The organism is Halomonas heilongjiangensis (assembly GCF_002879645.1).
Lineage (GTDB): Bacteria > Pseudomonadota > Gammaproteobacteria > Pseudomonadales > Halomonadaceae > Halomonas > Halomonas heilongjiangensis.
Genome location: NZ_PNRE01000061.1, coordinates 63,729 through 83,925 on the forward strand (window position 1 = coordinate 63,729; position 20,197 = coordinate 83,925).

A 20,197-nucleotide genomic window follows, 5' to 3' on the forward strand; every position below is an offset into this window, starting at 1 on the left:
TGCTAATAAAAGACTTGCAACACGCCGGACAGCGGACTAGGGTGGGGGTTTTCGGCGAATGAGCACACACCTCTCATGGCCATGAAAGCATCCCTGCAACTGCGCGTCGGCACCCAGCTGACCATGACGCCCCAGCTGCAGCAGGCCATCGCCCTGCTGCAGCTCTCCACCCTGGACCTGCGCCAGGAGATCCAGCAGGCCCTGGAGTCGAACCCCATGCTGGAGCTCGATGACGGCTTCGGCGAACAGGCAGCGAGCGAGCCTGCCGATGACGACTGGGCCAGCGAGATCCCCAGCGAACTCTCGGTCGACAGCGACTGGTCGGACACCTACCAGGACCTGGGCGCCCCCGCCGGCAGCGGCGAGGGGCCCGACTTCGAGCGCCAGGCCTCGGGCCAGAGCCTGCAGGACCACCTCGCCTGGCAGCTGGCCATGACCGACCTGGACGAACGTCAGCGGCACATCGCCGAGAGCCTGATCGATGCCGTGGACGGCGCCGGCTACCTGGCCCAGCCGCTCGACGAATTGCGTGACGGACTCAAGAACCAGGGACTCGAGGGACTCAAGAGCCGCGAGGTGGAGCAGGTATTGCTGCGCCTGCAGCAGTTCGAGCCGACCGGCATCTTCGCCCGAGACCTGCGCGAATGCCTGATGCTGCAACTCGCCGCCCTGCCCGACGACACCCCGCTGCTGCCCCAGGCCCGCCGCCTGGTGCGCCAGTTTCTCGAAGCGCTGGCCGGTGACGACCGCCGCCTGCTCAAGCGTCGACTCGGCCTCGATGACGATGCCCTCGACGAGGTGATCGCCCTGGTGCGCTCACTGGATCCGAGGCCGGGCAGTCGCTATTCGGAAGCCGACAACGACTACGTCATTCCCGACCTGGTCGCCCGTCACGACAACCGCGGCTGGCAGGTGGAACTCAACCCCGAGGCCCTGCCACGGCTGCGCATCCAGCCCGACTATGCGGCACTGATTCGCCGCGCCGACAAGAGCCAGGACAACCAGTTCCTCAAGAATCACCTGCAGGAGGCCCGCTGGCTGATGAAGAGCCTCTCCAGCCGCAACGACACCCTGCTGCGGGTAGGACGCGAGATCATGGCGCGCCAGCTCGACTTCCTCGAGCAGGGCGAGGAGGCGATGCGGCCATTGATACTGGCCGATATCGCCCAGGCCGTGGAGATGCACGAATCGACCATCTCGCGGGTCACCACCCAGAAGTTCATCCACACCCCGCGCGGCGTCTTCGAGCTGAAGTACTTCTTCTCCAGCCAGGTCGGCAACGGGGATGGCGATGCCCACTCGAGCACCGCGATCCGCGCCCGCATCCGCAAGCTGATCCAGGAGGAGCCACCCCGCAAGCCGCTCTCCGACAGCAAGCTGGTGACGCTGCTCGAGGAGGCCGGCATCTCCGTTGCCCGGCGGACCGTGGCCAAGTATCGGGAGGCCATGGGCATCGCCTCCTCCAGCGAGCGCAAGCGGCTAAGATGAGAAAGGGATGGTGAGCGCCAGTCGCGGCAGGCATCGCCCTTCGCAGGGGGTTTGCAGGGCAGGAAAAAGGGTTACAATCGAGGCACCAATCGAAGGACGAAGGAGCGTGTCATGCAAGTCAACATCACCGGCCATCATGTGGAACTGACCGACGCCCTGCGTGACTATGTGAACGAAAAGCTCACTCGCGTGGAACGCCACTACGACAACATCACCACCGTGCAGGTAACGCTCTCCGTCGAGAAGGAACGCCAACAGGCCGCCTGCACCCTGCATGCCGCCGGTGCCGATCTGCACGCCGAGGCCATGGACGGCGACATGTACGCCGCCATCGATGCGCTCGCCGACAAGCTGGACCGCCAGTTGGTCAAGCACAAGGAGAAGGTCCAGGCCCGCGCCCAGGGCGCCGGTGCCCGCTGATCCATCATGACACTCGAAGCCATCCTGCCCCCCGAGCGCACCCTGTTCGGCGTGCCCGGGGGAAGCAAGAAGCGGGTACTGGAATTCTTCAGCACCTTCATCGCACAGAACACGCCGAGCCTCGACAGCCAGGAAGTCTTCGGCCGCCTGATCGGCCGTGAGCGGCTGGGCAGTACGGGTATCGGCAACGGCGTCGCCATACCCCATGCCCGCGACCCGCACTGCAAGGCTCCCCTTGCCGGCTTCCTGAAGCTGGCCGAGCCGATCGACTTCGATGCCATCGACGGCGAGCCGGTTGACCTGATCTTCGTGCTGCTGGTACCGGAAGAGGCCGACGATGCCCACCTCTCGCTGCTGGCCCAGGTCGCGGGCGTGATGAACGACGCCGAGACCCGGGGGCGGCTGCGCAAGAGCGCGAGCCAGCGCGAGCTCCATGAGCGACTCATCGAGGCGATCCGACGACAGTCCTCGGGCTGATCGTCGCTCACCGGGCCACCCGGCCAGTCACACGACCAGGAGTCCCGCCATGCAGCTCGTGATCATCAGCGGCCGATCCGGCTCCGGCAAGTCGATCGCACTGCAGGCGCTCGAGGACCTCGGCTACTACGCCATCGACAACCTGCCGGCCATGCTGCTCGGCCCGCTGGTCGACGAACTCAGCAGTGATCACTCACCCCACACCTCGATCGCGGTGAGCATCGATGCACGCAACCTGCCCCATGCACTGGAGCGCTTCCCCAGCCTGCTGGAGGAGGTGCGCGCACGCGGAATCGACGGCCAGGTGATCTACCTCACCACCGATGCCCGCATCCTGCTCGAGCGCTACTCGGCCACCCGCCGTCGTCATCCGCTGACACGGGACAGCGACATGACCCTGGCCGAGGCGATCGATTCCGAGGAGACGGCGCTCGCCGAGATTCGCGACCTGGCCGACCTGGTGATCGATACCTCGCGCCTCTCGGTGCACGAGCTGCGTCGACGCATCAGCGACCAGGTGGCCAGCCACCGGACCGACCAGCTGACCCTGACGGTGGAGTCCTTCGGCTTCAAGCGCGGCGTGCCCCTCGATGCCGACATCGTCTTCGACGCCCGCTGCCTGCCGAATCCCTATTGGGACCCCCGACTGCGGCCGTACACCGGCCGCGACGCCGCGGTCATCGAATTCCTCGACGGCTACCCCATCGTCGGCGAGATGCATGACGATATCCTGGCCTGGGTGGAGCGCTGGCTGCCCGCCTACCAGGCCAGCCATCGCAGCTACCTGACCGTGGCCATCGGCTGCACCGGCGGCCAGCACCGCTCGGTGCACCTGGCCGAACGACTGGCCCGGCACCTCGCCGGGCATTGTCCCAGTGTGCGACTACGCCATCGCGAACTGGGCATTCACAACATCCTCCCCCGCCCGTCGGAGCCACCACCGGCCGAGAACGATGACGAAGGAACCTGAGGCGTGCCGCAACGCAAGCTTACCCTCAACAATCGCCGCGGCCTGCACGCCCGCGCCGCCACCAAGCTGGTCCAGTGCTGCCAGCCCTTCCAGGCCAGGGTCACCGTGAGCCACGGCGGCCGCGACGCCGACGCCGCCAACATCATGTCGCTACTGATGCTGGCCGCCCCCTGCGGCACCGAGCTGACGATCAGTACCGAGGGCGAGGACGCCGAGGCGGTGCTCGACGCCCTCGAGGCACTCTTCGAGGCCCGCTTCGACGAGGACGCCTAACCGCCCGCCACCATCAGCTCGTCGACCAGCCAGCTGCCGGTATGGATGCTGCCACGGGTGTCGATGTCGTCGCCGACTCCCGCCAGGCCCTTGAACATTCCCTCGAGGTTGCCGGCGATGGTGAACTCCTCCACCGGGTGGCGAATCTCGCCATCCTCGACCCAGAAGCCGGCGGCACCGCGGGAGTAGTCGCCGGTCACGCCGTTGACTCCCTGCCCCATCAGCTCGGTGACCAGCACGCCGCGCCCCATGCGGGCCAGCAATGCCTCGCGGGACGCCAGCGGTGCCGTGATGCGCAGGTTGCGTGCGCCACCGGCGTTGCCGGTGGTCTGCAGACCGAGCCGCCTCGCGCTGTAGGCCGAGAGCATGTAGCTGGCCAGGCGACCCGCCTCGATGAAGACGTTGTCTCGGGTCTGGACCCCGTCGTTGTCGAAGGGACTGCTGGCCATGGCGCCGCGCTCCATGGGACGCTCGCCGAGGCTGAACCACTCGGGGAAGAGCGGCTCGCCCAGGCGGTCGCAGAGGAAGGAGGCCTGGCGATAGAGGGCACCGCCGGCGATGGCACTCATCAGGTGCCCCACCAGCCCGCCGGCCAGGGTCGGGTCGAACAGCACCGGCAGGCGTCCGGTGGCCGGGCGCCGGGCACCGAGCCGGCGCAGGGTCCGCCGCGCCGCGCTCTCGCCCACCGTCTCGGGCGCCGTCAGGTCCCGGGGATGGCGGGCACTGGTATAGTCGTAGTCCCGCTGCATGCCCCCCCCATCCTCGGCGATCAGCATGCAGGAGAGCGAGTGGCGACTGCCCCGCTGGCTGCCGAGAAAGCCATGGCTGTTGGCGTAGACCCGCACGCCCTCGCCGCTGGAGAGCGAAGCGCCGTCGGAGCTGCGGATTCCCGCCATGCCACGGCCGGCGGCCTCGCAGGCGAGCGCCAGCTCGATGGCCTGCTCGGTGGTCAGGTCCCAGGGGTGGTGGACGTCGAGATCCGGCAGCTCGCGTGCCATCAGCTCGGCATCGGCCAGCCCCGAGGCCGGGTCCTCGCCGGTATGGCGCGCAATGGCCATGGCCTTCTCGACCACGGCGCGGATCGAGGCCTCGCCGGCATCGCTGGACGAGGCACTGCCCTTGCGCGACCCGACGTAGACGGTCACCGCGATGCCCTGGTCACGGGAGAGCTCGACGGTCTCCACTTCGCCCTCGCGCACGCTGATGCCGACCCCCTGGTCGACGCTGGCCCCGACCTCGCAGGCGTCGGCCCCCAGCCGCCCGGCCAGCTCGAGCGCCGCCTCGGCGCGGGTTTCCAGCAGCGCCTGCTGGGCAGCGGCATCGAAAGCCTGTGTCATGCGATTCTCCTCGTCGACCGGCCGCACGCGGGGCCGGTTCACTCATGATGCGTTGCACAGCCCGTCGCTGCGGGCTGTTATACTATCGGCCATCCCGACCTCAACCGATGGAAGCGGCATGTCCCAGGAATCTCCCCGTGAGCTGCTCGCGCAGATCACCCAGTCGGATGACGAGCCCGTCAGCAAGTCCCAGCTCAAGCGCGAGATGCATGCGCTTCAGGCACTGGGCGAGGCGATCATCGCCATGACGCCCACCGAACGCGCCCGCTTCCCCCTCTCCGATGACATGCTGGCCGCCGTGGAGGAGACCTCGCGGATCCGCTCCCACGAGGGACGCCGGCGGCACATGCAGTACGTCGGCAAGGTCATGCGTCGCGAGAACCTCGCCGCGATCCAGGCGGTGTACGAGGAGGTCGAGCAGGAGAAGCTCCGCCGCGACCACGCCTTCCACCGCCTCGAGAAGTGGCGCGACCGGCTCATCGAGGAGGGTGACGATGCCGTCGAGCCCTTCATCGCGGAGTTCCCCGCCGTCGACCGCCAGGCCCTGCGCCAGCTGATCCGCAACGCCCGCCGCGAACGCGAGCTAGGCAAGCCGCCGACCAATGCCCGCCGGCTGTTCAAGCTGGTCCGCGATACGGCGGGGCTGTAGGCCTGGCACCTGCCCGAGCGCATGGCGCTTGTGCCCCCACGCTGCCTATGTAGACGGCATGGCCCCTATGGGGTCAGACCCCAGCCAAACCATCATGCCTGTCGTGGTGCTCCTCTCTTGCCGAACCAGCGCCCGCCGGGGTCTGACCCCATAGGGACCGCCGACGTCGGCGGCCCTACTACAGCGCCTTACGACTGGGTGCCGCCGACGGTCAGCTCATCGAGCTTCAGCGTCGGCTGGCCGACGCCCACCGGCACGCCCTGCCCCTCCTTGCCGCAGACCCCGATACCGGTGTCCAGTTCCAGGTCGTGGCCGATCATCGACACCCGGCCCATGGCCTCCGGGCCGTTGCCGATCAGGGTCGCCCCCTTGACCGGCGCGGTGATGCGGCCGTCCTCGATCAGATAGGCCTCGCTCGCCGAGAAGACGAACTTGCCCGAGGTGATGTCGACCTGGCCGCCACCGAAGCTCACCGCGTAGAGGCCGCGCTTCACGCTGCGCAGGATCTCCTCCGGGTCGTCCTGCCCCGCCAGCATGTAGGTATTGGTCATGCGCGGCATCGGCAGGTGGGCGAAGGACTCGCGCCGGGCGTTGCCGGTGGGGGCCATGCCCATCAGCCGGGCATTGAGCTTGTCCTGCATGTAGCCGGTGAGGATGCCATCCTCGATCAGGGTAGTGCACTGCCCCGGCGTGCCTTCGTCGTCGACGCTCATGGAACCGCGCCGATCGGCCAGGGTGGCGTCGTCGACCACGGTCACGCCCGGCGAGGCGACTCGCTGTCCCATGCGGCCGGCGAAGGCCGAGCTGCCCTTGCGGTTGAAGTCACCCTCCAGGCCATGCCCCACCGCCTCGTGGAGCAGGATGCCCGGCCAGCCCGGCCCCAGCACCACCGGCAACTGGCCGGCCGGGGCGTCGACCGCCTCCAGGTTGACCAGCGCCTGGCGTACCGCCTCCCGGGCGTAGCGCTCGGCGACATGCTCGTCACGCAGCCGCGCCATGGAGTAGCGCCCACCACCCCCGGCGCTGCCACGCTCGCGGCGCCCGTTCCTGACCGCGATCACGCTGACGTTGAAGCGCACCAGCGGGCGAATGTCCGCCGCCAGGGTGCCGTCGCTGGCCCGCACCAGCACCACCTCGTGCACCCCGGTGAGCGAGGCGCTGACCTGGGCCACCGAGGGGTCGGCCGCCCGGGCCACCCGATCGGCCTGCTTGAGCATGGCGATCTTCTCCTCGGCGGACAGGCCGCAGAGCGGGTCCACCCCGCCGTAGCGGCTGTCTGCCTGCACCATCACCCGGGGGGAGACCGCGAGGCGGGTGCCGCTGCGCACGATGCCCGACGCGGTGCGCCCGGTCTCGGCCAGGGCCTCGCGGGTGATCTGGTTGGAGTAGGCGAAGCCGGTCTTCTCGCCGGCCATGGCGCGCACGCCCACCCCGCCGTCGATGTTGTAGCTGGCCTCCTTGACCTCGCCGTCCTCGAGCACCCAGCCCTCGTGCCAACTGCGCTGGAAGTAGAGGTCGGCGTAGTCGATGCCGGGGCCCAGGGCATGCCCCAGGCCCGCGTCCAGGGCGCCGAGATCGAGCCCGCCCGGGGTGAGCAGGATCTCGGCGGCGTCTTCGAGCAGGGAGTGATGGCGTGATGTCATTCGGCGCTTTCCACGGATATCTGGGGCGAGGTCCAGGGACCCCGCACGCGGTAATGGACTCGGGTCACCCGGTCGATGGCGTCACCGAACAGGCGGTCGGCGAGGAACAGGGCACCACCGATCACCGGCGCACCGGCGATCACGGCGGCCAGCGGCAGGTTACGACTCACCGGCACTGTGACGCCCAGGCGCTGGTCGAGTTCCCGCCGCGCCAGGTCCACCGTGCCCTCCAGGGTGAAGAAGGTGGCCGGCCCGTCGACCTCCACCGGCCCTCGTGTCTCCAGAATCCCACCATACAGGGTCGCGGCGCCGGTGACACTGTCGAAGGCGGTGCCCTGGCCGGTGACATCGGAGAAATCGAGCCGCAGGCGTCGCACCAGATTGTCGACGTTGAGCAGCCCCACCAGGCGCGCCGAGGGCGACTCGATGTTGACGAAACGCCCGTCGCGCAGCAGCACCTCGATGCTGCCGCGGGAGCGCTCCAGGGCGAATTGCCAGGGCGCTCCTGGCCAGGCGAGCTGGCTGGAGACCCGGGTCTCGCGGTTGCGGATCGACACCGGCTGACCGAGCCGCTCCAGCGCGGTGCCGAGGTCGCGGCCATCCAGGTCGAGCCGTGCCCGACTCAGGCTGTCGGCGGGGCCGGCGGCTTCCCAGACCAGCTCTCCTCGCGCCGAGACCTCGCCCAGGGTCAGCCCCAGGGGCGCGATGGTCAAGCGCTCGGGCGTCGCCCGCCAGCGGGTCGTGAGCGGGCCGAAGCGCCGCCCCTGGTACTCGATATCGGCGACGCGCAGGCGGCCGTCGGGCAGCCGTCCGGCCCAGTCCGGCAGCGGTGCCGGCGCCGGCGGCGTGGCGACCTCGTCCAGCAGCGCCCCACCGGCACCGGCCCGAGGCATCAGGCCGTCCAGGGTCAGGCGCATCAGCGCGATGTCGAGGGAATCCTCGAGCCCGGGGCGATAGTCGAGCTGCCCTTCGACCAGGCTACCGTCCAGCGCCAATCGCCAGCCACCACCGAGCTGAGGCCGTCCGTCGAGATACAGCGACCCCAGGCAGCGCCCCTCGTGTTCCAGGCAGTTGGTCTCGAGCCCGATGGCCCTCAGGGTCGCGGCCACCCCATCATCGGCCCCGCCCCCGCCTCCCTGGCCGACGTCCAGCACCGAGAGCGCCTCGCCCCAGGCGGCCAGATCGAGCCTCGGCCGATAGGCTTCCACCCACCAGCCCTCGCTCTCCGGCCAGGGCGTGACCGGCGAGCGACCGATCCAGACCTGGCCCTGGCCGATCTCGGAGCCGGCGAGTTCCCGCCAGCGCAGGTTCACCTGCTCGCCCAGCCGGCCTTCGAGCCGGCCATCCGTCAGGCCCATATCGAGTCGCAGCGGCTCGCGCTGATCCGGGGTCTTGCCCAGAGGGGCCGGCAAGGCAATGCCCAGCCCCTCGAGCGAGCTCGAGAGGCTCAGGGTACTGGCCTGCTCGCCGATCGCCAGACGCCCCTGCCAGGGGAACTGTCCTTCGAGCAGGTCATCGAGCGCCGCCACGCCGGTCCAGCGGACCAGGCCGGCGGCCGTGGCGGTGCCGGCCAGGTCGAGGCCGCCGCCCAGGGTATCGATCTCGGCCTGCACCGGCCCACCGAGCAGCCGGCCCTCGAGGCGCCCCTCGAGCCCGCCCTCCTCGCCGCGCTGGCGCCAGGCCAGCGGGCCATCGAGATCGCTGAAGGCCAGCGCCAGCGGCCGGTACTCCAGCCGGTCGAAGGTGACATCGGTGTCGATATCGAGCGCCAGCGCCTCCGGCTCGCCCAGCGGCAGCGACAGCGCCAGACGCCCCGCGGCGCTGCCCTCGCCCTGCCACGCCTCCACCGCCTCGATCCCTTCCACCGGCATCGCCAGCAGGTAGCGGCGCAGCGCCTCGGCCGAGGCCTCGAGCTCGCCGCTCACCTCGAGGTGCTCGTCGACCAGCGAGACGTGGCCGTCGCGGGCTTCGACGCCGTGGCTCTCGGCCCGCTCGACGGTCGCCTCGAGCGTGGTGTCCTGCAGGGTCAGGTGCCCCTCCAGCGCCTCCAGCGCCGGCCACTCCGGTGCGAAGGGCAAGCGCCCCTCCTCGATGGTGAGCGCCAGGCCGAAGGAGGGATCGACCCTGGCCGCCCCGCCGGCCAGCGGCAGGTGCAGCCGCAATGAGCCCTCGGGCACACGCCCCGCCACGCCCGCGCCCAGCCACTCGGTGAGCTCCTCGCCCATGATCCCGACCGGCAGCCAGTCGAGCAGCGGGGTATCGATGGCATCCACGTCGCGAAAACCCAGCGTCAGCCCGAACCCACCCCGTTGCCCGCCCCCCACCGAGAGGCCGAAGCCACCCCGCGTCTCGGCGCCGTTCCAGCCCACGCTGAGGTTCCGGCCACTGACGGAACTGCGTGGCCCATCGTAGGTCCAGAGCACCTCGCCACTGGCGTGGGAGAGTGTCATGGGGGCGGCAAAGACCTCGGGAAAGTACAGTTCGGCGCCATCGTTGCCGACGAAGCTCACCCGGCCATTCAGGTCCCGGGCCTCGACCCACACGTCGAATGGCCCCCCGCCGGGGGCCTGCTCCCAGGGCGAGACCGCCATGTCATGGACCCCCGCCCGGGCCAGCCAGTGCCCATTCTCGCGCCCCACTCCCAGCCCGGTCACCCGGCCGCGGGGGGCCAGGCTGGCCACCGCCCGGGACAGCGCTTCCGGCAGCGGCAGGCGATCGCGCCAGGCAGCCAGGGAGCCGAGTTCGAATTCGCTGGTATTGAGCCACCACCCGTCGTCATTGCCTCGCAGGTGCCAGTAGGACGGCAGGGCCGGCCCCTCCGTCTCGGCCAGTTCCACCGGCGCGTCCCAGTCGGCACTGCCGGCGTCTCCCTCGAACCAGGCCTCCCAGCCGTCGTCGCCCCGCAGCCACTGGCCGCGGGCGGCGACGCTCTCGAGCACGATGGTCCGCAGCGCGCCGTCGCCGTTGTGGTGGCTCATGGCCAGCAGTGGCGCGTCCAGGTCGAGGCGCGCATCGGCAAGCTTGCCGCGGTGCCAACGGCCCCACAGCCGCGCATCCCCGCTGGCCGTCTCGAGGCGCATGGGATCGTTGCGTCCCAGCACCTCGACCAGCCCCAGCAGGCTGCCGAGGGCCACGTCGGCCTGCAGGGCGGCGCTGAAGTCGCGCAGCCCCGAGGGGCCGGGGAAGATGTCCAGCGCCACCTGCATGGCGACCCGCTCCCGGATCCGCTCCTGGTCCTCGATCCGCACCTCGCCCTCCAGGTGGGCGTGGCGGGCGTCCCCGGTCATCAGCAGCCGCGGCGCATGCAGCACCTCGCGCTTCTCCTGGCCGTGCAGCACCAGGCGGAGATCCTCGACCCAGGCGCGCTGACGCAGCAGCAACCCGACCCAGAAATCGAGACGATCCAGGTCGAACGCCACGTCGGGCTTGAGTTCGGGGGGAAGTCGGGCCGGATCGGGCCACTGCCAACGCCCCTGTCGATCCTGGTAGAGGTGCAGCGTCACCCCCTGCAGGCGGGCATCCGCCACCACCGGCACGCCCTCGCGCAGGCTGGCCAGGGTATCCAGCCGCAACCGACCGCCCTCGACCTCGATCAAGGGCGTGTGGCCGAGGCCCTCCCGGGAACGGACGGTCAGGCCGGAGAGCTCCAGCATGGGATCGACTCTTGCCAGGCGAGTGTCGAGCTCACGGATCTGCACCACGGCACCGAAGCGTGACGAGAGCAGCGCCTCGAGTCTCGGCGTGGCGCCCTCGGCCAGGCCGAGGGCCAACCGCAGCAGGACCAGCACGAGGGCCACCATCGCCAGCAGCAACGCCGCCAGCGTCAGAACCCAGCGCGACAGCAGGCGAATCCGAGGCATGGGCTTACATCAGCACGATGTCGTACTGCTCCTGGGAATAGTGGATCTCGACCTGGAAGCGAATGGTCTTGGCGATGAAGGCCTCCAGGTCGGCCACCGCCGCCGACTCCTCGTCGAGCAGTCGATCGACCACCGACTGCGATGCCAGCACCATGTAGGTCTCGGGACCGTAGGCACGCTCCTCGCGAAGGATCTCGCGGAATATCTCGTAGCAGACCGTCTCCGGGGTCTTCAGGGTGCCGCGACCATGGCAGGTGGCGCAGGGTTCGCAGAGCGTCTGCTCGAGGCTCTCGCGGGTACGCTTGCGGGTCAACTGGACCAGCCCCAGCTCGGTCACCCCGGTGCACTTGGTCTTGGCGTGATCCCGCTCCAGCGCCTTCTCCAGCACCCGCAGCACCTGACGCTGGTGCTCCGGGTCCTCCATGTCGATGAAGTCGATGATGATGATGCCGCCCAGGTTGCGCAGGCGCAGCTGCCGGGCGATGGCCGTGGCGGCCTCGAGGTTGGTCTTGAAGATCGTCTCCTCGAGGTTGCGGTGCCCCACGTAGCCGCCGGTATTGACATCGATGGTGGTCATCGCCTCGGTGGGATCGATGACCAGATAGCCTCCCGATTTCAGCTGCACCTTGCGCCCCAGCGCCTTCTGGATCTCGTCCTCGACGCTGTAGAGGTCGAAGATCGGGCGCTCGCCGGCATAGTGCTCGATGCGCCCCACCGAATCGGGCATGAACTCCTCGGCGAACTCGACCAGCTTGACGTAGTTCTCCCGGGAGTCGATGCGCACCTTCTCGATCTCGTCGCGCATCACGTCGCGCAGGGTCCGCATGAACAGTGGCAGGTCATCGTAGATCACGCTGGGCGCCGGGGCGGTGACCTTGCGTTCGCTCACCTTGCGCCACAGTCGCAGGAGGAAGTGCATGTCGCTGGTGAGCTCCTCCTCCCCGACCCCCTCGGCGGCGGTGCGCACGATGAAGCCCCCGGTGACCTCCAGTTGCTGGCCGGACTGGGCCTCCTCGAGCGCTCCGCGTAACCGTTCGCGCTCGCGCTCGTCCTCAATGCGCTGGGAGACCCCGTGATGGGGCGAGTCGGGCATATAGACCAGGTAGCGGGAGGGCACCGAGAGATGGGTGGTCAGCCGCGCGCCCTTGGAACCGATGGGATCCTTGGTCACCTGCACCACCAGGGCCTGCCCTTCGTGAAGCAGCGCCCCGATGGCGACCTGCTCCTCGGCCGGGGTACCCGGCGGCATCACCTCGTGAGCATGGATGAAGGCCGCCCGGTCCAGGCCGATGTCGACGAAGGCCGCCTGCATCCCGGGCAACACGCGCACCACCCGCCCCTTGTAGATATTGCCGACGATGCCCCGGCGTCGCGAGCGCTCGATGAAGGCCTCCTGCAGCACGCCGTTCTCCACCACGGCCACTCGGGTTTCCATCGGCGTCAGGTTGATGAGTACTTCACCGCTCATGCGGAAATCCTTGTCCAGAGGTCTCTGAAAACATTATGACATAGCCCCGTCCCGGAAGGCCCCGCCCCAGATCGGCACGCCCTGACGTACCAGCAGGGCCGCGACCTCGAACAGCGGCAGCCCCACCACCGCCGAATGGCTGCCCTCGATGCACGCGACGAACACCGCCGCGAGGCCCTGGATGGCGTACCCTCCCGCCTTGTCCGCGGGTTCTCCGGTGTCCCAGTAGGCATCGATCTCGGCAGCGCCGATCGCGCGCATGACGACGCGTGACGAGACACAGGTCTCGAGCAGCCCCGCCGGTCCAGTCACCGCCGCCGCGGTGAGCACCTCGTGGTCGCGCCCCGACAGCGAACGCAGCATGGCGGCGGCGTGCTCCCGGTCGCGGGGCTTGCCGAGGACCTCGCCGTCGCGCACCACGGCGGTGTCGGCGCCGAGCGTCGGTAGCGGCGAGTGTCGCGCCCCGGCCTGGGCCTTGGCTCGTGCCAGACGGACCACATAGTCGGCGGGCGCCTCACCGGGCAGCGGCGTCTCGTCGACGTCCACCGGGCACACCTCCACCGGCACGCCGATCGAACCCAGCAGCGCGCGGCGGCGGGGCGAGGCGGAGGCGAGGCAGAGGTGAGCGGTCATGGCGCCTCCATCACTCCCTGGCCAGCCGGCGGCCCAGGGCCTCGAACAGCGTGGTCAGCCAGGGCCAGAGCGCCGCGCCGATCAGCGACGGCAGCAGGAACGACAGGTGAATGGAAAAGGGGCCCAGCAGGGTGCGCAGCCACTGCTCGGCGAGCTGCACGGTACCGAGCAGGACGAAGATCAGCACCGCCTGCTGGAGCAGCGAATAGGCCCGGAAACGCGGGTAGACCAGCGCACAGAGGAAGGCCAGCAGCGAGAAGATCAGCGCGTTCTGCCCAAGCGTGACGCCTTCGATCAGGTCGAGCAGGATACCCAGCGTGAAGCCGTGCAGCACGCCGACCCTGAGCGGTGCCTTCATGCACCAGTAGATCAGCATCAGGCCCAGCCAGTCCGGGCGCCAGATCTGCCAGCCATCGGCCAGCGGCATCACCTGCAGGCAGAGCGCCAGCAGCAGGGTCAGCCAGATCCAGAGCAGGCTGGCAGACGACGAGGTGGGCATCAGGGCTCCTCCTCGTCGTCGGGCAGGCCAACGAGCCGGCGGGCCGCTTCCCGCGCCTCCACGGAGAGCTCCAGCTCCCAGCCGTCCTCGTCCGGCACCGGGGCCGCGGGCGGCGGGAAGAGCAGCAGGAAGTGACGCGAGCGCTGTAGCTGGGCCACCGGCGTGGCCGTGACGCGGGCGAAGGGCTGACCGGGATCGTGGACGACCTCGGCGACCCGCGCCACCGGATAACCGGCGGGAAAGCGGCCAGCCAGGCCCGAGGTGACCAGCAGGTCGCCCTCGCGGATGTCGGCGGTGTCGGGGACATGCAACACGTTCAGGCCCTGGTAGTTGCCGGTGCCCTGGACGATGAAGCGCAGGCCGTTGCGATTGACCTGCACCGGCAGCGCATGGCTGGCATCAGCCAGCAACAGCACGCGGCTGGAGTAGGCCGATACCGCCGTGACCTGGCCGACCAGCCCCGAGGCGTCCATCACCGGCTGGCCCACATAGACGCCGTTGCGTCGCCCCCGGTCGATCACCATCTGGTGGGAGAAGGGATCGGAGTCCAGCGACAGCAGCTCGCCGGTGATGAAGGGCACGTCGTTCTGACCCGAGGCCGCCAGCAGTTCGCGCAGGCGCACGTTCTCGGCGGTCAGGCTGGCCATGCGCTGCACCCGATGCGAGAGCGTCAGGATCTGTTCGCGCAGTCGACGATTCTCGTCCACCAGTGCCCGCTGGTCGGAGAGCGCCAGCGAGCCCCAGTTGAGGACGTCACTCGGGACGCTGACTACCCACTGGATGGGCGCCACCAGGGTGGAAAGCTGGGCACGGACGGCCTCCATGCGCGTGAATCGTGTGTCGACGAACATCAGCACGGACGCCACCAGCGCGCACAGCAGCATGCGATAGACGGGCAGCGGTCCGTGCGAGAACAGCGGTTTAATAGTCGATCCCCCCGCACCAGGCCTGCGTCCTGCTCAGAGCGTCAGTCGCTGGACAGCAGTTCGAAGGTATGCTGGTCGATCATCTCCAGGGCCTTGCCACCCCCCCGTGCCACACAGGTCAGCGGATCCTCGGCGACGATCACCGGCAACCCGGTCTCCTCGGCGATCAGCTTGTCCAGGTCGCGCAGCAGCGCGCCGCCACCGGTCAGCACCAGGCCCCGTTCGGCGATGTCGGAGGCGAGCTCGGGGGGTGACTGCTCGAGGGCGTTCTTCACCGCCGAGACGATGGAGGCCAGCGTCTCCTGCAACGCATCGAGGATCTCGTGGGAGTTGAGGGTGAAGCTGCGCGGGATGCCTTCCGCCAGGTTGCGGCCGCGCACGTCGATCTCGCGCAGCTCGCCGCCCGGATAGGCACAGCCGATCTCCTCCTTGATGCGCTCGGCGGTGGCTTCGCCGATCAGGCTACCGTAGTGGCGTCGCACGTAGGCGGTGATCGCCTCGTCGAAGCGGTCGCCGCCGACACGGATCGACTCGGAGTAGACGATGCCGTTGAGCGAGATGATGGCGATCTCGCTGGTACCGCCGCCGATGTCCACCACCATCGAGCCCTGGGCCTCCTCGACGGGCAGGCCGGCACCGATGGCCGCCGCCATGGGCTCCTCGATCAGGAACACCTCACGTGCCCCGGCGCCTTCGGCCGACTCCTTGATGGCGCGGCGCTCGACCTGGGTCGACATGCAGGGCACGCAGACCAGCACCCGCGGGCTCGGGGTCAGGAAGGTGCTCTGGTGCACCTTGCGGATGAAGTGCTGGAGCATCTGCTCGGTGACGGTGAAGTCGGCGATCACCCCGTCCTTCATCGGGCGGATGGCGGTGATGTTGCCGGGGGTACGGCCCAGCATGCGCTTGGCGTCGGAACCGACCGCGGCCACGCTGCGCATGTTGCCGGACTGGCGAATCGCCACGACCGATGGCTCATCGAGCACGATGCCGCGACCGCGCACGTAAATCAGCGTATTGGCCGTGCCCAGGTCGATCGACAGATCGCTGGAAAACAGCCCCCTCAAGCGTTTGAACATGGAAGTCGTTACCTAGTGCAGTCCGGGAACCCTATGCGGATGCAAACGGTATCACCGCGGCCCCCCAGCAGCAAGCGAAAGCCCCCGGCATGGGCGCCCGCCGGACCTGCCCGCGAGGCGCCGGATGTGGTACCTTTTGCGGTCATTTCCATGACCCACCCCGTTCGAGGAACCCTGATCATGGCGCTTGAACACGCAGAGGTGATGCGGGCCGCCCACCTGGCCCGGCTCGGCCTGAACGACGACGAGGCGGCCCGTTATGTGGACGACCTCGGCCGCATCCTCGCGATGGTCGACCAGTTGCAGAGCCTGGACACCGCCGACGTCGCCCCCCTCGCCCACCCACTGGACGCCACCCAGCGCCTGCGCGCCGACGAGGTCACCGAGCCAAACCGCCGCGACGATTTCCAGCGCTGCGCTCCGGCGGTCGAGAAGGGCCTCTACCTGGTCCCCCGGGTAGTGGAATGACTCTCCCGGCACCTTCCGTTCCCGGCAAGCTTTGACGGAGCCCTTGGCCCATGCATGACAAGACACTCAGCGAACTCGCCGCCGCCCTCGAGGCCGGCGAGTTCTCGAGCCGCGAGTTGACGGCGCACCTGCTCGCCCGCATCGAGCGCTTCGACGACGACCTCAACAGCTTTATCACCATTACACCGGAACCCGCGCTGGAGGCGGCGGACCGGGCCGATGCCGCCCGCGCGGCGGGCAAGGCCGGCCCGCTCACCGGCCTGCCCCTGGCGCTCAAGGACATCTTCTGCACCACCGGCGTCAAGACCAGCGCCGGCTCGCGGATGCTCGACACCTTCGTCGCCCCCTACGACGCCACCGTGGTCGAGAGGCTCAAGGCCGCCGGCACCGTGAGCCTGGGCAAGACCAACATGGACGAGTTCGCCATGGGCTCCTCCAACGAGAACAGCTACTACGGCCCGGTGAAGAACCCCTGGGACCCCGCCGCGGTGCCCGGCGGCTCCTCCGGCGGCAGCGCCGCCGCGGTGGCCGCCGGCCTGGTACCCGCCGCCATGGGCACCGACACCGGCGGCTCGATCCGCCAGCCGGCGGCCTTCTGCGGCATCACCGGCCTCAAGCCCACCTACGGCCGGGTCTCGCGCTACGGCATCATCGCCTACGCCTCGAGCCTCGATCAGGCCGGCCCCATGGCGCGCACGGCCGAGGACTGCGCCCGGCTGCTCGGCGCCATCGCCGGCCATGACCTGCGGGACTCCACCAGCGTGGCCCGCGGCGTGCCCGACTACACCGGGGAGCTCGAGGCCCCCCTGACCGGCCTGAAGATCGGCCTGCCGCGCGAATACTTCGGCGACGGCCTCGACCCCGAGGTGGAAGCCGCGGTGCGCGAGGCGGTGAAGGTCTACGAGTCGCTGGGGGCCAGCGTGCGCGAGGTCAGCCTGCCGCATACCCACTACGCGATACCGGCCTACTACGTGATCGCCCCGGCCGAGGCCTCCTCCAACCTGTCGCGCTACGACGGGGTGCGCTTCGGGCATCGCTGCGACAACCCGCAGGACCTGATCGACCTCTACAAGCGGTCGCGGGCCGAGGGCTTCGGCGAGGAGGTCAAGCGACGCATCCTGATCGGCACCCACACCCTCTCCGAGGGCTTCTTCGACGCCTACTACAAGAAGGCCCAGCAGGTCCGCCGGTTGATCCGCCAGGACTTCCTCGACGCCTTCGAGGAGGTCGACGTGCTGATGGGGCCGGCCTCGCCGACCCCGGCCTTCGACCTGGGCGCCAACAAGGACCCGGTGTCGATGTACCTGCAGGACATCTACACCATCGCCGTCAACCTGGCCGGCATCCCCGGCATCAGCGTGCCGGCCGGCTTCGCGGGGCGTCGCCCGGTGGGGCTGCAGATCCTCGGCACCCACTTCGCCGAGGCGCGCCTGCTCAACGTCGCGCACCGCTTCCAGCAGGCCACCGACTGGCACTGCCGCCGTCCGGCCATCGCCGAGGAGACCGTCTGATGCAATGGGAAACCGTGATCGGGCTGGAGGTGCACGTCCAGCTCGCCACCCGCTCCAAGATCTTCTCCGGCGCCTCCACCGCCTTCGGCGCCGAGCCCAACACCCAGGCCTGCGCCGTCGACCTGGGGCTGCCCGGCGTGCTGCCGGTGCTCAACGAGGCCGCGGTCGCCATGGCGGTGCAGTTCGGCCTGGCGATCCACGCCGAGATCCCCGAGGTCTCGGTGTTCGATCGCAAGAACTACTTCTATCCCGACCTGCCCAAGGGCTACCAGACCAGCCAGATGTACCACCCCATCGTCGGCGCCGGCGAGGTGGAGATCACCCTCGACGACGGCAGCACCAAGCGGATCCGGGTGCATCACGCCCACCTCGAGGAGGACGCCGGCAAGTCGCTGCACGAGGACTTTCACGGCATGACCGGGGTCGACCTCAACCGCGCCGGCACCCCGCTGCTGGAGATCGTCTCCGAGCCGGACCTGCGCAGCGCCAAGGAAGCCGCCGCCTACCTCAAGGCGATCCATTCGATCGTCACCTATCTGGGGATTTCCGACGGCAACATGGCCGAGGGATCGATGCGCTGCGACGTCAACGTCTCGGTGCGTCCGGTCGGCCAGGAGGCCTTCGGCACCCGCGCCGAGATCAAGAACGTCAACTCCTTCCGCTTCGTCGAACGCGCCATCGCCTTCGAGGTGGAGCGCCAGGTCGAGCTCCTCGAGGACGGCGGCCAGGTGATCCAGGAGACTCGCCTGTTCGATCCCGAGCGCGACGAGACCCGCAGCATGCGCACCAAGGAGGAGGCCAACGACTACCGTTACTTCCCCTGCCCCGACCTGCTGCCGGTGGTGCTCGACCGGGCCTATGTCGACCACCTGCGCGAGACCCTGCCGGAACTGCCCGCCGACAAGCGCGCGCGCTTCGAGGGCGAGCTGGGTCTCTCCGCCTACGATGCCGGGGTGCTCTCGGCGAGCCGCGAGATGGCCGAATACTTCGAGCGGGTCAGGGAGGTCTGCGGCGACGCCAAGCAGGCCGCCAACTGGGTGCAGGGCGAACTCTCGGGCGCCCTGAACCGCGAGGGCCTGCCGATCCAGCACAGCCCCGTCTCCGCCGACCGACTCGGCGAGCTGATCGCGCGGGTGATCGACGACACCATCAACGGCAAGGCCGCCAAGCAGGTCTTCCAGGCGTTGTGGAACGGCGAGGGGGCCAGCGCCGACGAGGTGATCGCGGCCAAGGGCCTCAAGCAGGTCACCGACAGCGGCGCCATCGAGGCGATGATCGACCGGGTGATCGCGGAGAGTCCCGCCCAGGTGGCCCAGTACCGTGATGCCGAGCCCGACAAGCGCGGCAAGATGATCGGCTACTTCGTCGGCCAGGTGATGAAGGCCTCGCGCGGCACCGCCAACCCGCAGCAGGTCAACGCGCTTCTCAAGGAGAAGCTCGACGCGCTCTGCTGAGACGCGACGGGAGGAGTGTCGCCCGGCAGCGTCCGGGCGACGGCCACCGCCGGAACAAGAGGACATTCGGATGTCGGACGATGTGGGCGCCCGCTTGCGCGCCCTGCGCACCCTGCGCGGGATCTCCCAGCGCGAGCTGGCCAAGCGTTGTGGCGTCACCCACTCCAGCCTGTCGCTGATCGAACAGGGCAAGGTCAGCCCCTCGGTCAGCTCGCTGAAGAAGATCCTCGATGCCATTCCCATGAGCGTCGGGGACTTCTTCACCATGGACCTGGAGAGCCGCCGGCAGGTGTTCTACTCGGCCGACGAGCTGGCCGACGTCGGCAGCGGCGACGTCATCTACAAGCTGGTGGGCGCCAACCGCCACGACCGCGCCCTGTCGTTCATGATCGAGACCTACCCGGCCGGCGCCGACACCGGCCGCGAGATGATCACCCACCAGGGCGAGGAAGCCGGGGTGGTGCTGGAGGGCGAGATCGAGATCACCATCGGCGCCGACACCCGGCGACTCGGCCCCGGCGAGGCCTACTACTTCGAGACCAATGTTCCCCACCGCTTCCGCAACCCCGGCGAGGCCCCCTGCCGCCTGGTCAGCTGCGCGACCCCGGCCCGGGCGTTCTGATCCCCTGCTCCAGCCTCCGGGCACGCAGAGCGGGACTTGCCGGCCGCCCGGTTGTGCCGCATCCTGCCACCAAGGCCCGATCGACAAGAGGCCGGCTGCAGGTGTCCGAAGGGAGAGACGTTGTCGAGGGCAGACTCATGCCCATCGCAGCGGATGCGATGCCTTACCGAAGGAGGACATGACATGAAGACTCGCACCCTGATTCCCCTGGCCCTGGCCATCGGGCTGCTGCCCCTGGCCGTGATGGCCCAGGACGCCGACGGCGAGGTGATCGTCGAGGAGAGCGAACCCGCCGCCACCGGGCAGGCCCAGGAGAATCTCGATACCGCCATCGAGCAGAACCCGGATGCCGCCGTCTTCGGCCTGGAGACGGCGCGCGAGGCGGTCACCGAGGGCGGCGTCGACGGCCAGGCGGTCAGC

The 20,197-nt window shown here is 69.3% G+C and carries 19 protein-coding genes; 11 read left to right on the forward strand and 8 right to left on the reverse strand.

The window, feature by feature from the left end; all coding sequences use genetic code 11:
• The first annotated feature begins 75 nt into the window (after positions 1 to 75).
• The 5 genes from C1H66_RS13965 (at position 76) to C1H66_RS13985 (ending at position 3,628) form a co-directional block, all read left to right on the forward strand.
• Positions 76 to 1,488 (forward strand): RNA polymerase factor sigma-54, encoded by a 1,413-nt coding sequence (locus C1H66_RS13965; RefSeq protein ID WP_102628492.1) that lies wholly within the window; start codon positions 76 to 78, stop codon positions 1,486 to 1,488.
• Between the two features lie 111 nt (positions 1,489 to 1,599).
• A complete protein-coding gene (gene hpf / locus C1H66_RS13970) occupies positions 1,600 to 1,908 on the forward strand; it encodes a ribosome hibernation-promoting factor, HPF/YfiA family (protein ID WP_102628493.1) in 309 nt (102 codons plus the stop codon).
• Between the two features lie 6 nt (positions 1,909 to 1,914).
• On the forward strand, positions 1,915 to 2,385 hold the full coding sequence (gene ptsN / locus C1H66_RS13975) for a PTS IIA-like nitrogen regulatory protein PtsN (RefSeq protein ID WP_102628494.1): 471 nt from the start codon (positions 1,915 to 1,917) through the stop codon (positions 2,383 to 2,385).
• Positions 2,386 to 2,434: 49 nt separating this feature from the next.
• Positions 2,435 to 3,355: an RNase adapter RapZ gene (gene rapZ, locus C1H66_RS13980; RefSeq protein ID WP_102628495.1), complete on the forward strand. Its 921-nt coding sequence runs from the start codon at positions 2,435 to 2,437 to the stop codon at positions 3,353 to 3,355.
• A gap of 3 nt (positions 3,356 to 3,358) precedes the next feature.
• Positions 3,359 to 3,628 carry an HPr family phosphocarrier protein gene (locus tag C1H66_RS13985; protein ID WP_102628496.1) on the forward strand — a complete coding sequence of 90 codons (270 nt, stop codon included), beginning with the start codon at positions 3,359 to 3,361 and terminating at the stop codon, positions 3,626 to 3,628.
• Here C1H66_RS13985 and pmbA read toward each other — a convergent pair.
• On the reverse strand, positions 3,625 to 4,965 hold the full coding sequence (gene pmbA / locus C1H66_RS13990) for a metalloprotease PmbA (protein WP_102628497.1): 1,341 nt from the start codon (positions 4,963 to 4,965) through the stop codon (positions 3,625 to 3,627). The genes C1H66_RS13985 and pmbA overlap by 4 nt on opposite strands.
• 118 nt (positions 4,966 to 5,083) lie before the next feature.
• On the opposite strand from pmbA, the gene yjgA reads away from it, so the two are divergent.
• Entirely contained in the window at positions 5,084 to 5,614 is a 531-nt protein-coding gene (gene yjgA / locus C1H66_RS13995) for a ribosome biogenesis factor YjgA (protein WP_102628498.1), read from the forward strand.
• A gap of 188 nt (positions 5,615 to 5,802) precedes the next feature.
• Here yjgA and tldD read toward each other — a convergent pair whose 3' ends face one another.
• The 7 genes from tldD to C1H66_RS14030 all read right to left on the reverse strand — a co-directional run bounded on the left by tldD (position 5,803) and on the right by C1H66_RS14030 (position 15,722).
• Positions 5,803 to 7,257 (reverse strand): metalloprotease TldD, encoded by a 1,455-nt coding sequence (tldD, locus tag C1H66_RS14000; protein WP_102628499.1) that lies wholly within the window; start codon positions 7,255 to 7,257, stop codon positions 5,803 to 5,805.
• Positions 7,254 to 11,117: a YhdP family protein gene (locus tag C1H66_RS14005; RefSeq protein WP_102628500.1), complete on the reverse strand. Its 3,864-nt coding sequence runs from the start codon at positions 11,115 to 11,117 to the stop codon at positions 7,254 to 7,256. The genes tldD and C1H66_RS14005 overlap by 4 nt, the downstream gene beginning before the upstream one ends.
• 4 nt (positions 11,118 to 11,121) lie before the next feature.
• Entirely contained in the window at positions 11,122 to 12,585 is a 1,464-nt protein-coding gene (rng, locus tag C1H66_RS14010) for a ribonuclease G (RefSeq protein ID WP_102628501.1), read from the reverse strand.
• A 33-nt stretch (positions 12,586 to 12,618) separates the two neighbouring features.
• On the reverse strand, positions 12,619 to 13,218 hold the full coding sequence (locus tag C1H66_RS14015; protein ID WP_102628502.1) for a Maf family protein: 600 nt from the start codon (positions 13,216 to 13,218) through the stop codon (positions 12,619 to 12,621).
• A 10-nt stretch (positions 13,219 to 13,228) separates the two neighbouring features.
• Positions 13,229 to 13,717, reverse strand: a complete 489-nt coding sequence (gene mreD, locus C1H66_RS14020) for a rod shape-determining protein MreD (protein ID WP_102628503.1) — start codon at positions 13,715 to 13,717, stop codon at positions 13,229 to 13,231.
• On the reverse strand, positions 13,717 to 14,601 hold the full coding sequence (mreC, locus tag C1H66_RS14025; protein WP_102628504.1) for a rod shape-determining protein MreC: 885 nt from the start codon (positions 14,599 to 14,601) through the stop codon (positions 13,717 to 13,719). Before mreC ends, mreD begins: the two co-directional genes overlap by 1 nt.
• Before the next feature lie 83 nt (positions 14,602 to 14,684).
• Complete coding sequence (locus tag C1H66_RS14030) at positions 14,685 to 15,722, reverse strand: rod shape-determining protein (protein ID WP_102628505.1); 1,038 nt, start codon at positions 15,720 to 15,722, stop codon at positions 14,685 to 14,687.
• A gap of 180 nt (positions 15,723 to 15,902) precedes the next feature.
• On the opposite strand from C1H66_RS14030, the gene gatC reads away from it, so the two are divergent.
• The 5 genes from gatC to C1H66_RS14055 form a co-directional block, all read left to right on the forward strand.
• Positions 15,903 to 16,190 (forward strand): Asp-tRNA(Asn)/Glu-tRNA(Gln) amidotransferase subunit GatC, encoded by a 288-nt coding sequence (gatC, locus tag C1H66_RS14035; protein ID WP_102628506.1) that lies wholly within the window; start codon positions 15,903 to 15,905, stop codon positions 16,188 to 16,190.
• Positions 16,191 to 16,240: 50 nt separating this feature from the next.
• Complete coding sequence (gene gatA / locus C1H66_RS14040; RefSeq protein WP_102628507.1) at positions 16,241 to 17,701, forward strand: Asp-tRNA(Asn)/Glu-tRNA(Gln) amidotransferase subunit GatA; 1,461 nt, start codon at positions 16,241 to 16,243, stop codon at positions 17,699 to 17,701.
• Positions 17,701 to 19,155, forward strand: a complete 1,455-nt coding sequence (gatB, locus tag C1H66_RS14045; protein ID WP_102628508.1) for an Asp-tRNA(Asn)/Glu-tRNA(Gln) amidotransferase subunit GatB — start codon at positions 17,701 to 17,703, stop codon at positions 19,153 to 19,155. Before gatA ends, gatB begins: the two co-directional genes overlap by 1 nt.
• Positions 19,156 to 19,225: 70 nt before the next feature.
• Positions 19,226 to 19,777: a cupin domain-containing protein gene (locus tag C1H66_RS14050; RefSeq protein ID WP_102628509.1), complete on the forward strand. Its 552-nt coding sequence runs from the start codon at positions 19,226 to 19,228 to the stop codon at positions 19,775 to 19,777.
• Positions 19,778 to 19,960: 183 nt separating this feature from the next.
• Positions 19,961 to 20,197: hypothetical protein (locus C1H66_RS14055; protein WP_146010731.1), on the forward strand; the 237-nt coding region annotated here is incomplete at its 3' end.